The sequence below is a fragment of the Psychrobacter sp. Ps6 genome, from assembly GCF_022129235.1.
GTDB lineage: Bacteria > Pseudomonadota > Gammaproteobacteria > Pseudomonadales > Moraxellaceae > Psychrobacter.
The window spans coordinates 71,429-85,154 of the sequence record NZ_JADQAI010000010.1; the positions used below are offsets into that span (position 1 = coordinate 71,429).

Genomic DNA, 13,726 nt, shown 5'->3' on the forward strand with positions numbered 1-13,726 from the left:
AATAATGATTTTTAGAGCAGTATATAGTGAAAAATAAAACTCTTCGCTCAACTCAAAAGCTGTTAGTTTTGAACTCAGCAAACCTCACCATTCACCCTGATGCAAATACTGCTTTTATGGTTTGGCAGCAGCATAGGTTGCCTCTGCGTCGACCACAGCTGGCAGGCTTAGATGATTATTATCGACCAGCATTGAGGTTATGTATGCTTGATAAAGACAGTTATCAGTTCTTCAATAACTTTGCACGAATCGATGAGGTAATGAGGTTCGAAGATAGCTGGCGTCAGCCTTGTCTGATTGCGCTTGAAAGTCGTCATGATATTAAGCGGCTGGCGTGGTGCGAGGTTCTCAATCTATCTAGGTTTGCTGGCGTGAACCATCCAGCCTTATTTCAAGCCATATATCAAAGTGCGCCAAAGCAGCTTGTTTGTGAGCTGATGGGCGTGCACCGACTAACTGTTAGCAATTACTGTCAGTTTGCAGGTATCAGTCAAAGCAGCTATGAGTATCAACAGTGCAAGGCAGCATGTGATAAGACTTTATTAGGTTTGCCTAAAAATATGAACTGGATGGGTGGTGTACATGGCTGATACTAAAGCATTTGTTGACGTGACTGATAGGCGAGTATTAGATAAGATCGTTCCTGTAGGTTCGCCGCATTATGTCCAAATGCAAGCATTGGTTATTGATATTATTAGTCTGATGCCAGATGATGAGATTGATCTATTGTGTTCGACATCATGTGCTGATACTACTGATTTTCAGGGCATCGATTGTACTGAAATAATCCAACAGATTGTAGGGAAAGGTAAGACTGGAGAGTGGGCGGTTACATACATGCTGCTCGTATTTTATCAAGCATATGGTGCTGTCGATAGCGGTAGTGATGCTTGGCGGTTTATAAGTGGCTATCTCAAGATCATGTTTATGATTGCGGCTAGGCACGATAAGCATTTTGCTAAAATCGACAAATTGGGCGTTCGTATTCGCATGGCACTAAGACCTGCTGATCCGCAGCGCGATATCCTCAGCCAGCTAATTTGTATTCATGCAAAATATGATCGGTTATCTGATTGTTTGAATGATATCAGAAAGTATGAAGCGCTGATCAAACAAGAGGAAGCTACGGGTAAAATCGCTAATCAGCATCTTGCCAGTAAAATTGGTCAAATCAGGTTGGCTTATGAAGTGGTCATCAATAATAAAGCCTTTATCGGTAAAACCTATAATAAGAGTCACAGAAAATCAAAACAGTCCCAAAAAGTAATCAATACAACAACGCTCATTGATGGCGAGCCATTACAGAAAAAATTGTTTGGTACGAAACAATCAAAAAAGCACAGTAATGTGGCAATTGCTGAAAATATTGCCGATAACGATGAAGTACCATTGCTAGACAATGACTTTAAGCCCGCCATACAAATCGCTAAATCCTCAGAGCTACAGCAATGGCGATTAAGAAACAATCACCGACATGCCAGCCGTAATCAGTTTCATTTCCCAACCAATCACCGCCAATTGAGTATCACTGGCTATCAAATGCTATTTGCAATGCTATGGCAGCGCTTTATGAGCGGACATACAGGAAATAGGACGGGCTATGCCGTACTGCTATTGTCACTATTAAGCGGTATTAGTATTGACAATATAATTGATGATTGGCAATGCAGTCGTAGTCAGCGTCAGTATTTTGTTTATGACCGTATCCGTAAAATCAGTAGTATTGCTATCAAGATTGATGTGACCACCAATACCCGAAGTCATCTGCTTGCTCACAGGCAAAGCTATGGTAGCGTATTCAAGCGAGCATTACCTGAAGCGCTGCAGATCATGTTAGAGGATAAAGTTACTGTTTCACTTGATGATGTCAAACTAGCCATCACTGAAGTTAAGAATCAGCTCAACCTGCCAGCTTTGAGTACTCAATATATCGAGTCTGGATTGTTTGTAGTGGTTAAAAATGGCCTTAGTAAACCGCTACATGCTGACATCCTCACAGGTGTTGATGTAAGGCACAGCTCGCCGCTGTATTACACCAGCATCAAAACTGCTGATCTAGAGCAAACCTATATAAAAGCAGTAGCACTGCTAAGCGCATACTGTAATAACAAGCAAAAAGCGTTATTGATAGATGAGTGTAGTGTGCCAATGAATGGTCAAAAACGCTATATTGGTAGTGATATGGCGCTTGAAACTTTCACGTGCCAGCAGTTCTTTAACCAACTGGCTATGAGCGCTGAGAGCTATAATGGGCGGCTTAATCACAGTATCGAGCGCTATATTGCACAATTTAATAGCTACAGCACCTGGCTGTGGCATATTATTATGATTCAAACCGGTATCCGTCCGGTTAAACACGCACCAGGGCTGCTTAACCAGTTTGATTTTAAGCGACGCATATTGTGGGTGTCTGATAAAGAAGAGCGTCACGGTCAGTCTGATGGCAGGCTTATTCCGTTAAGTCAGTTTTTAGTGACTGCTATACAAAACTACATTGATTATATCAAGCAATTTGCTGCTATTTATAACCCTATCTGCCCCAAAACGCCTTATCCCATCGATGCTATTTTGCAATCAGAGCAACCGCTTATTCAAATTTACCAAAAAAATCCAAAAGGCTTTATCGGTATCTCGCCAAGCCGCGTTCGCTACCAGTTGCAAGACTTTTTTAGCCATCAGGATAATTGGCTGCGCCATCAACTGAGGTCTATGCTGACAGAATGCGTGCCAGATTACCTGATTTGTGCGCTTTACGGTCATGAGCATCCGGATCAAGAATTCATGCATCCGATGTCATCAGGCTCTATTAATCAATTGCACCAGCTCAGCCTGCACCTAGATGCAATCGCCGACGAGCTTCACTTAAAACAAATTGAGGTTCGCTTATATGGATAATGTCACTGCGCACAAATTACGGCAGCTCAACAGAGATGATACTAAAAAAAGTGTCAAACACGCAGCTAAAGCTCTGATTGCGGGCTATGTTAATCAAAATCCCATGCAGACGCCTTGTGAGCTACAGCATCATTATGAGGCGATTAATGAGCTATTAGAAAATAAGTTTGATACTGCCCAAAACTTTCAATTAGCGCGGCGCGGGTTTTTAGAATTTATTCGTGATTATAATAAAGCCCATCAGCTATACCTCAATGAGCCTGTGGTGCCAATACTGGCAACTCGTGAGCGCCTGACTACTAACTATGACTGGTTTGTCAATGGACGCGCTGTAGCAGATAGCAGAGCTATGATGATAGATATCTGGCAACGTAAACGACGGTTCTCAGTGAACGATTTAGTTGAGGGACTGATTTATTGCAGTATTATGTATGGTGGTATCAATGATATTGAGGAGTTAAGAGCGCTTTACGTTTGGTTGTTTGGTGAGCGGCTTATTTATCAGATTCGTCTGCCAGCGACTGATGAGAACCGCGCAGAACAGGTAGCTGTAATACCACTTAGCGTGCCTGATGACAACTATGGCTGCGCATTGGATGGTAGTGACGACTTACAGCGCTTTATCGACTACGTACCTGATGATATGACCCTGTGCTTTTTATACGCCATAAAAGATAAGGACTTGAGTAAAACAAAAATAGAGCCATTTAATACCATAATTAATGATATCTCAAAAAGACTTAAACTCACCAATAAAGATATTGAGCGTCCGCAGCACTCCATGCTTATTAAGCATGCCAACTATCACTGGCGGCAGACGGAAGGTAGTCAGATAGATGGCGCGCTTGCCGTGGTGAAGCAAGGTGATATTAAAACCACAGGACTGCCGACTGATAATCTCATTCATTATAACCGAGAGCCCATCAATCAAAATCCTGAGCCGCTTACGTGGTCTGAGTTGTTTGATGTCAGCTATAAAGTATCAGATAAGACACCTAATCAGAGTAATACCATCAACTATCCTAGCTTTAGCAAAAACTTAATTAAAGAAGTGCAAGATGCGCTCAAACTCACCAGAAGTGCTGCTATTTCTACTCTCACAACATTAAAGGTAGATGCTAGTCAGCCTAACGCACGACGTTTGCTTGGCTGGGCGTTGTCATTGGTGGGTGATCATAGTATTCGGCTCAATACGGTCAGTAAATATTTGGGCTGCATTGGTCGCGATTGGCTGATGCTGACGATGGATGAAGATATTGATCAGTGGGAAGGCGATGACTTTGAGGATATCTATGAGCAAATTATTCAAAGTAAGGTTAAAGATGGTCGGAAAAATTCAATCTTAAATAAATCATCTGAATTTAACCGGAGTACTGATGATACAGAAGATGAAGCCAACACATTAGTCGATTCTGTTGAACAGAAAGCAGAGCGAAATACTTCTACGCTAGATCATTTAAAGGATAACCAAAAATTCACTTATGGTCGTCTGCGAGCATTTCATGATTATCAGCGGGCGCGTTTCGATGCACCTTATGTGTATTTTCCATGGGGCAATAACCGGCAAGTGGTTAAAGCCGAAATGGTGTCACCACATGTATATCGCGCAATGAAAAGATACATACAATCATCGAAGTTAGAGGTTGAGCAACAGCAGTTATGCCTAATTGTTTTGGCATTCGCTTATCGCACTGGCATGCGTATTAATGAGATTGTTGGTATTAAAGTTGATGATATTACAGATATAAGCAGTATCAATGGCTATGTCATTGAGTACCCTAAAGTTATCCTCAGACCCAACCGTTATCGTAGGCTTAAAAGCAGTAGTGCCAAAAGGGTTATACCGATAGATAGTCTTTTCAAGGATGATGAATTAAAGCTGTTCACCGCATTCTATTATCAACAAAAAAGGTTAAAGCGGCGTTATTTACTCTCACAAGGCTCGGGTGACCAGCCACTGCCGTCTGTATTTTTTAGTAATATGATGAAAATAATATGGGATAGACTGCTGCTTACCCATGACTCTACCTTTCACAGATTACGGCATACGGCACTTAGTCAGCTGACATTGGTGTTGAGCGGCTCGCCACTGGCTCAGGTGATGACAGACTATGATAAAGAGCATAGTGACGCTATCGTTAGCGCCGTGCTTGCTAATAATAAAGAAAAAGGGATGTGGTTTGGGCTGGCTAGCTTTGCTGGGCATCTAACGCCAGATACTACGTTTGAGCACTACATTCATACCGCGCATTTGCTGGCAGGTTGGCAGATGAGTCAAGCTAAAATTAGTATGCCTATAACTGTATTTGAGATGCTGACAGGTATTGGTTATCAAACGATAAATAAACAAGATGGCATGGCGTATGATGCAAGCACTAAACAGGTTCGTCTTGATAAGATGCGTGGTTATTTGATCAATAAGGTTGCTGGTAAAAGACCACTATTTATTGATAATGATACACTGAACAATGAAGCTTGCCAGCAAGCCCTACAGTCAAAACCAGAAGAAGTGCGACAGTCTATATTTATTCATCCAAAAATATACGATGTAATTGCGCTATTAGAGGAACTACAGACAGTAAATGTTGATAAACGAGTAGGGCAGTTGGCAGAGGTCGCACTTCGGCATGGTATTGCTATCAGTAATGCTAGACAAATTTACGATAATGCTTGCCAGCTATTTACCGATGATAGACTGATTTTAGGTGCGCCTACCGGACATAAGAACCAAAAAGTTTTAGTGACTGCGCTTGATCGTGCGTATCAAATGTCTATTGATGACTCTGATAGACTGGAATCATTTATGAATATATTTTCAAATAAGAAAAATTTAAATATTTCATCAATCCATTTTGGTGTTAAAGAAAGCCAGCTTAAGTTGCTACAGCAATTTATGGCAGTAGGTTGTCAGCTTATTGATGCCAGTCATTGGCAGATTAGGGCGTATAGTGAGCAGGCAGTACGCAATGTAAAAAAAGAACTAGGGCTCGATAGTTTAATACGTATTGGTGCTCGTGAAAATTTCCATGGTTACGAGGTTAGGGTAGTACAGAAAAAACGCAAACGGTCTGATAATAATTTGGCTATAACAGATGAGTATTATAGCTCGTCAGGGGTTTTGAAGTATTTGGGTTGCTTATTGTATGTATTGGCTAACGTTAACAACAATCAATAAAAACCTGTTTTATCTCAGGAAAGAAAGGTATGCTTTTATGTATGTGAGCTGATAAATATTAAGCTATATATATGAATTAGGCCGGGCTTTTCGGAGTCAAGGTCACTTGTAGCCCCATACCATCAATAATCTTTAGCATGGTGTCAAAGCGCGGCTTTTCGGACTGCAAGGTCTTGTAAAGACTCTCGCGTCTTATGCCTGTCCTTTGTGCCAGCTCATTCATACCCTTTGCGCGTGCCACATCGTTGAGCGCTTCAATAAAGTCACTAGGCGCACCATCGCTCAGTGCTTCATTTAGGTAAGCATTGATAAGCGTTTCATCGGTTAGGTACTCCGCCACATCAAAGCGGCTGATTTTACTATCGGTCATGAGGGTACTCCTTTGTGTCGTTCTGTACTTGTTGCCATAGGGTGCAAGCCTTAGCAATATCGCTTTGCTGGCTGTCTTTGCTGCCTCCTAACAGTAACAAGTAAACCGTATCGCCCTCTTGGGCATAATACACGCGGTAACCGTTGCCCTTGAATATTCGCATCTCATAGATACCACCTGTATTAGCTAGGGGCTTATGGTCACCAAAATTGCCGCCTTGCGCTCGTTTGATACGTGTCAAGATGCCAACTTTGCCTAATGGGTCTTTGAGCTTATGCAGCCAGCGCCTAAATGCTTCAGTTTGGTTAATCTCAATCATAAAGTTAGATTATTAGAAAGCTAATAATTAATTGTAAACTTTCGGATAATAGATAACAAGTTACGATTGTGCTGACGGCGCTTTTTATGGGTATATAAGCATCTGGCACAAAAAAGCAGATGGTCATGCCTGCCCATTTAGTTTTATACCTAAGAAAAGCTGCTTAAACTGCTTAAACTGGCTATAACATATGATAGGCAAGGGCTTAGCTTAAGGTAGGCGTTTGCTTAACGTTGCTTAAACTGCTTAATCTGGTCTTAAATTGGCTTGTTTTAGGCTGAGTTTAAGCAATTTAAGCAAGCTTAAGATTGGGTAGTCCTAACACAAAGCCCCTAGCTGTATGGGCTAAGGGCTATTTAAGCAGTTTAAGCAAGATTTCTTAAGTATTAATATTAATCGTATAACTTTGGATTAATAAATATCACTTTGCTTCGTCCCTCCATATCTTGCCTGATATGTTTAGCAGACTCTAGTTTGTCTAACTCAATCTGTAATAACTTAGTGTTCTTACGCATGGGGTTAGGCGCATTGTTAGCGATATAAGTTCTATTGAGCTTATGCGAATTTCTATCACGCGCTTTATCCACTAGCCAATTACTTAACTTCTCACTGTCGTTCTGCTCACCTGTAGGCGTGGCATCAAGGTAGCGCAAGCGCTCGCTTGTAGAATATTCAACCAACATAAAGGCGCGTTTTATGTTATCAGTGGTGATCGTATCGCACCCCTCAAAAAATGCGATCAATGATGCTATGCGGCTTGCATTTTCGGCCATGCGTGAGGCGTAGGCTTTAAGGTACTGTAAGTCACCACCGCATGCCTGTCTGTTCTCAATCATCTGTGCGTGCTCATAAAATACTTGTTCGGTCTGTACGTCCTGCCAGCTCATCTTAACGCGCTGTGGCTGCCCTTGTGTGTCTGTTGGCTCATTGGCGGGTAGGGTATCAAGTAAGCTGTGACAGCGTTGCCAGTATTCTATTAAGACGGGATTGTCATAAGGGTTATCACTACGGCGCTGTGGATCATTCCAAACACGCTGCCCGCGCAGATCATCAGGACATGCAATAAGCGCCCGCGCTAAAAAACCTTGCCCGTTCATCAGTGGGTCGGTCAATGCTGGCTCTAATACCACGCGCTGACCTTGAAGCAATAGTGTCATGCGAACGTGATAAGCATCTGTGCGCGGTGTGGCGTGGGCGGACTTTTGCGAGCGTTGGCGCGATGCTCTGCCACTGCTATGTAGCTTTGTGATTGCGCCTAATGCGCTGCCTGCGGTATCGCCTTTCATGGTATGACCGTTAAAAAACTGCGTCCCCTCATCGGTTGCCCATGATGCGTTACTGATCTCACCATCGACAAATTTATCTAAGATAGGTTCAATCGTTGCATCATCAAAAACAGTCTTGGAGTTGGTGGGCTTTGGCGTGTCGTTTAGATACTCTTTTAACTCAGCACCCTTTAAGCCTGCTTTGTCTGCCTCCCATGTATCTAATTTAGTTAGATATTGTTCATATTGCCCGCGCTCATGCTCGTCTATTTTGAAGTGAGTTAAACCCATAGCCTGCGTTTTACCGCTACCGCTTTCGCCTTCAGTTATTAATATCAGGCTGGCTGGCATATGACTATGCCCCATTGGCGCATCAATAAAACGCTGCCCCATGTGTGCCAGTGCACCTAAGATGCATTGACCAGCCATTGCAAGTGGTACTTGTGCGTAATACGCCACGGCTTCAATGACTCTTCTTAATAAGCCTTTGAATGCATTGATAGGATAGGGCGTGGGGGTGCTAGAGTCGTTAGCTAAATTTTCAGGATCAGGCCATTGCTCATTTTTCGTTAGTTTATGATCGCTTAAGCTTTCTAGTTTCGTGCTATCATTGGCTTGATCACTATTGAATTGACAGTCGCATGTGAATTTATTGTGGTCGGCAACGCTCATGCTACCAACATGAGCGTTTCTATTTTTTGTTTTATTCATAGCCACTCTCCTGTACGTTATGAACAGGATTACCATGACTTTCTAGCCATTCTAAAACTTCAGAGTTTTTCCATGCCACCATGGTTGGTGATAACCTCACACTAGCAGGAAATCTGCCATCACGACTCCATTCATGTAGAGTAGTGCGGCCGAATGGCAAGAGGGGCAGGATATCGTGGGCTCGCGACATACCTTGAGGTGGTAAAAAAAGAGGGTTTTTAGAAATTTTATCTGAATAATTCGGGTTCTGATTACTCATCCTATATCTCCATGTGAGCCGTGACGGGATGTCACGGTATGGATAGAATGATAGATAGAGTATAGAATGATGTCATCGCAACTTGCGACTTGCAAATCGCATGTTGCAACACTCTGAGCCTCAATCGAAAAGTGCTTTATTGGCTTGGCTTAAAATTTTTTCAATATTACTTCTACTCAACTTTGGTATTTCTTTGTTCTCAATATAATCAACCAGATCAGTTTGTTTTTTGAAGTTAAAAGTTTGTTTGTTTTCATCTTTGTCTAGTTTCAATGCAATATCCTTTAAAATACAGACCATACGGTATACGCTATCTTTTACGTCTTTTGTACTTTCACTAGGCTTATTAGAAATTTCGACTTGCTTTTTAAGTCTTTTGATTTCTTTATTTTGTTGACTTATGAGTCTATTAGCCTCCTTCAAGTCTTTAGCTAATCTAGGAGCTAAATTAATATTTTCAATTCTATGAAGAAGATGATTTAAATCTTGGCTTGAAAATTTCAATCTGCAAAATTTTTCAAGTTTTAACTTTTCATGATATTCACTATCAGGCATATGTAATACCCAGCCTAAAACCTCGGCCTCTTTCAGTGTGGGTGGTAGATTCTGTGATTGATATTTATTTTTATGGTCTAGTAATATGCCTGTGTAATCACAACTAGTATAATCAAAAGGACTATTAGAAATGAACTTCATATGCTGAGATATAGGTTTAAAATCATCAATAATAACTTTTAAGCCTAAATGACTAAGTATTACGTTATTAGGAGATATACGAAATATACCTTCACTATAGTAGGCAACATTAATTTTACTCGCATCATACTTATCCACAAAAGTAGCAAGTAGCTTTTTGGTCTGATATATCAATGTGTCTATGTCTAATGAACTATCATATTTTTGTGGAGCTAAAAGCTCCTTTAACTCCAAATCACTAATATCTTCATTTATAGTAGCTGATAACTGTTTTATAGCATCTTCACGGTTCTCAGCATAGATGGATTTAACAGGATTAACAAAACCGTTATAATGAACATAGGGTGTCAGTATATGAGTATCAATAAGCTTTTTTATTGTCTGGTCACTACTAAGTTTAGGGTCTTTCGTTTCAGCTAATTTACTTTTAACTTCATCGAGAGTATAAAAATCTTTTAAATGATCGGACATTATTGTTCCTCTTTTCCTAAAAGTTACTCAAGTAGTCTGCCCAATCATTCATCATTTCTCGACGATAGTCTAAATGCTGAGCACCGTTGTAAGCCTTACTAATTTTGTTTTCTTGTTCATGAGCTAGCTGTAATTCAATAGCTTCGTGCATATAGCCCTGTTCATGAAGAGTAGTACTTGCCAGCCCTCTAAACCCATGACCAGTCATCTTGTATTTATAGCCCATTTGATAAAGGGCATTAATAAATGCGTTCTGACTATACGGCTTACGAGTAGAAGGGTTGTAGAACACATACTGCTCTGAGAAATTTAGCTCTTTGATTTGCTCTAATATCTCTATAACCTGTGGCGCAAGCGGCACAATATGAGGTCTGTCCATTTTCATTTTGCTTGCCGGGATGCGCCAAACTTTATCGTTCCAGTCGATCTCTGACCATTCCATGAACCTAAGCTCATTTGTGCGCACGAACGTATAGCATAAAAACTGTAGGCCTAATTTGACTGTAATATGCCCAGTGTAGTCATTAATATCTTGCAAAAGCTTTGGCAACTCTTTCGAAGTAACTCGACTATGGTTTTTAGTCTTATGCGGTTTAATGACCGCTGATAAATCTGCTGCTGGGTTTGAGGTAGCCGTACCTATACGAATAGCATGTTTAAATATCTGTCCAACTTCTGCCATAATCCTGCGCGCCATCTCGTTAGCGCCGCGTGCTTCAACATTCTTGCCGATTGTCAAAATGTCGGGTGGGGTAATATCATCAATCAGTTTATGACCAATAATTGGTTTTACATCACGAATATAGGCTGAATAATTTCGGCTAAATGTACTAGCTGCTAAAAAGGTCTTGCGGTCTGCATACCAAGCCTGAGCAATAGTATCAAAAAGCCTCGAACCGTCTTGCTCTGCGATTTTTTCTTTCTTTTTATCTTTTGGGTTAATACCTTCGTTAATAAGCTGCTTTATTTCTAAATTACGCTGGCGGGCCTGTTGTAATGTAATAACTGGGTATTTACCTAAAGTGAGCGATTGCTGTTTACCCTGCCAGCGATAGGCGCTAACCCAGACCTTGTTCCCTGTATGTCTTACCCACAGTTGTAGACCGTCACCATCACTATGTTTGTCAGGGCGGCTAGGTGTACATTTTTCGCTCGGGGTTAACTTGTTGATGATAGTATGAGTTAGTGGCATGTTGGTATATCTCCGCGTTGGTATAATCTATACCAACAAATATACCAATATTCTATATGGTTCGCCACATACCAAGATATTCGTAAATCTCGCAAAACCCCATAAAAAAAGGCTTGCCGCATCGCTGCGAACAAGCCTGATTCATTATATGGTGGGCCCAGTAGGACTTGAACCTACGACCAAAGGATTATGAGTCCTCTGCTCTAACCAACTGAGCTATGGGCCCTAACGTTAGACGCACAATGATACCTGATTTTTTGAATTTTTCAAGTAAAAGATAACAAGTAATCAATAAATTTTTTATCAGTTTTGATGGTGATCAAACGCTACCGCCAGCTAGGGTCAAACTACGGCCACCATCCACTGTGATAATCTCGCCTGTGACATAACTTGCTTGTACCAAGTACAGTACGCTATGAGCAATTTCTTCAGGTTTGCCGATTCTTTGCATAGGAACGGAGGCAATAATATCTTGCTGTTTTACATTATCAAGTGCTTGATCACTATCAGACTCAGGTAAGATATTGACGCCAGGAGCGACACCATTGACACGTATGTCTGGTGCCAGCTCTAACGCTAACGACTGCACCATCATTCGATGCGCAGCCTTTGCCATATTATAGACCGTATAATTACTGAACGGTCTATCCTGCGCATGTATGTCCAATAAGCTGATAATACAACCTTGCTGATGTTTCAGATAGGGCACTAGCGCTTGACTCAATAATAAAGGTGCCTTGGCATTGGTCAGAAGTAATTCATCCCACTGGGTATAATCAATGTTACCAAGCGGGCTTGGGTAGAACCGTGACGCATTATGTACCAGTACATCTAGCTGCCCAAACGCTTCTATGATATTTTTAACAAAATCCTCTAACGCTGCACCATGATTGACTACTGCCAAATCCGCAACAATAACCACTGCGCTATTAGCACGGCTTTTATTAAGTTGGTCAGCTAAGCTCTTAGCTTCTTTTTCGCTACGATGACAATGAATAATGACACGGTAGCCTTGACTGTGTGCTGCTCTGATAATTGCCGCACCAATGCGCTTAGCGCTACCAGTTACCAGCATCACCGGAGGTTGGGTGCCAGTATTCTTTGATGGCAGAGTGTTAGGTTTTTGGTTCATAGTGACAATGCTTTTTAAAATACTTTTTAATAGGCGTCATGCGCTTGTAAGTGTTCAATTCTACTTTGACGTAATGCTGCCCCAATGGCTGGCCCTTTGAGATCTGGTGCAATATCTGTCATACCGATTGCATGAAAGCTATTCAGTGCCAGCATCATCTGACGGTGCTGTTTTGCCAGCTGTAAGACGTGACTGCAGACAAGGAGCTGTGACAGCTTATCTGGCTCTTTATGAGCACCACAAGCTTGTATAAGGTCAATCTTTTTGGTAGCGCTCAGACTATTTATCATGCTTAGCGTTTCGGCTTGCTGAGCGAATAGGGTAGCGAACTGTGTATGCGCTTTGGGGACTTTAGCTTTATTACCGATATCATTGATATCTCTTAGCGCTTTTAATTGGTCAGATTGTGCATCCCTATACTCATTATTAAATAGTGACGGGGTCAGGCTGACCATTAACAGTGCCCAACGCTGTGACAAGCTTAGGCGCATTTGGCCTGCAAAATATAATGCTGTCTGAACCGTCTCTCGTATATGAGTGTCCTCCCAAGCATCATGCAATGGTGCAAAATACTCTGTGAGCGCGCCAATTTCAAACAATTGCTGCCAGTATACTTGCGGTGATACCTGCATCGTTGCACGGCTTGATTCTTGCCAGATACGTTCCGCACTCAAATGAGCAAGCTCTCCTGAGTTAACCAGTTGACGCATTAGGGTCAAGGTGTCTTCCGCTATGATAAAACCCAAATCATAATAACGCCCATAAAATCGAGCCGTCCTCAGCACTCGTAATGGGTCTTCGCTAAAAGCGTCAGATACATGACGTAGCGTTTTGTTCTCTAAATCTTGTAGCCCACCATAATAGTCAATGACTTCACCACTGATAGGGGTGTCATCAGCAAGACTAGTGACCTCTATAGCCATCGCATTGATAGTCAAATCACGACGTTGTAAATCGTCCTCTAAGCTCACATCAGGGCTGGCATGTACGCTAAAGCCTTTATATCCTGAGCCTTGCTTGCGCTCTGTACGTGCAAGGGCATATTCTTCGTGAGTGGTGGGATGCAAAAACACAGGAAAGTCGGCACCTACCTGCTGAAACCCTGCATCAAGCATCTCTGCGACGGTGGCACCAACCACAACGAAGTCTTTATCTTTGATGGGTTGCTTTAGCAGTCGATCACGGACAGCGCCGCCCACAAGGTAAATTTGCATAGTAGCCTCTTTTTTTTTAGCTAGATG

Annotated in this window: 11 protein-coding genes and 1 tRNA gene; 3 read left to right on the plus strand and 9 right to left on the minus strand. The window is 41.8% G+C overall.

The window, feature by feature from the left end; translation table 11 throughout:
• The first annotated feature begins 68 nt into the window (after positions 1 to 68).
• From I3255_RS11525 to I3255_RS11535, 3 genes are read left to right on the plus strand one after another with little or no spacing between them, the layout of a single operon-like run.
• Complete coding sequence (locus I3255_RS11525) at positions 69 to 590, plus strand: hypothetical protein (RefSeq protein WP_238038944.1); 522 nt, start codon at positions 69 to 71, stop codon at positions 588 to 590.
• Positions 583 to 2,895, plus strand: a complete 2,313-nt coding sequence (locus I3255_RS11530) for a hypothetical protein (protein ID WP_238038945.1) — start codon at positions 583 to 585, stop codon at positions 2,893 to 2,895. The genes I3255_RS11525 and I3255_RS11530 overlap by 8 nt, the downstream gene beginning before the upstream one ends.
• Positions 2,888 to 6,070: a site-specific integrase gene (locus I3255_RS11535; protein ID WP_238038946.1), complete on the plus strand. Its 3,183-nt coding sequence runs from the start codon at positions 2,888 to 2,890 to the stop codon at positions 6,068 to 6,070. The genes I3255_RS11530 and I3255_RS11535 overlap by 8 nt, the downstream gene beginning before the upstream one ends.
• A gap of 76 nt (positions 6,071 to 6,146) precedes the next feature.
• Here I3255_RS11535 and I3255_RS11540 read toward each other — a convergent pair whose 3' ends face one another.
• From I3255_RS11540 to I3255_RS11580, 9 genes are all read right to left on the minus strand, one after another.
• Entirely contained in the window at positions 6,147 to 6,440 is a 294-nt protein-coding gene (locus tag I3255_RS11540; protein WP_238038947.1) for an addiction module antidote protein, read from the minus strand.
• Positions 6,430 to 6,759 carry a type II toxin-antitoxin system RelE/ParE family toxin gene (locus I3255_RS11545; RefSeq protein WP_238038948.1) on the minus strand — a complete coding sequence of 110 codons (330 nt, stop codon included), beginning with the start codon at positions 6,757 to 6,759 and terminating at the stop codon, positions 6,430 to 6,432. Before I3255_RS11545 ends, I3255_RS11540 begins: the two co-directional genes overlap by 11 nt.
• Positions 6,760 to 7,151: 392 nt before the next feature.
• Positions 7,152 to 8,735: a DUF3987 domain-containing protein gene (locus tag I3255_RS11550; RefSeq protein WP_238038949.1), complete on the minus strand. Its 1,584-nt coding sequence runs from the start codon at positions 8,733 to 8,735 to the stop codon at positions 7,152 to 7,154.
• Positions 8,728 to 8,994, minus strand: coding sequence for an AlpA family phage regulatory protein (locus tag I3255_RS11555; protein WP_238038950.1), 267 nt, complete (start codon positions 8,992 to 8,994; stop codon positions 8,728 to 8,730). The genes I3255_RS11550 and I3255_RS11555 overlap by 8 nt, the downstream gene beginning before the upstream one ends.
• A gap of 120 nt (positions 8,995 to 9,114) precedes the next feature.
• The gene (locus I3255_RS11560) at positions 9,115 to 10,161 is read right to left on the minus strand and encodes a hypothetical protein (RefSeq protein WP_238038951.1); all 1,047 of its coding nucleotides are present in this window, start codon (positions 10,159 to 10,161) and stop codon (positions 9,115 to 9,117) included.
• Between the two features lie 16 nt (positions 10,162 to 10,177).
• Positions 10,178 to 11,353 carry an integrase arm-type DNA-binding domain-containing protein gene (locus tag I3255_RS11565; RefSeq protein ID WP_238038952.1) on the minus strand — a complete coding sequence of 392 codons (1,176 nt, stop codon included), beginning with the start codon at positions 11,351 to 11,353 and terminating at the stop codon, positions 10,178 to 10,180.
• Positions 11,354 to 11,502: 149 nt separating this feature from the next.
• Positions 11,503 to 11,579 (minus strand) — tRNA-Ile (locus tag I3255_RS11570).
• Positions 11,580 to 11,672: 93 nt separating this feature from the next.
• A complete protein-coding gene (locus I3255_RS11575) occupies positions 11,673 to 12,485 on the minus strand; it encodes a pteridine reductase (RefSeq protein ID WP_238038953.1) in 813 nt (270 codons plus the stop codon).
• 26 nt (positions 12,486 to 12,511) lie between these two features.
• Positions 12,512 to 13,699, minus strand: coding sequence for a tRNA nucleotidyltransferase (locus I3255_RS11580; protein WP_238038954.1), 1,188 nt, complete (start codon positions 13,697 to 13,699; stop codon positions 12,512 to 12,514).
• Between the last annotated feature and the right edge of the window lie 27 nt (positions 13,700 to 13,726).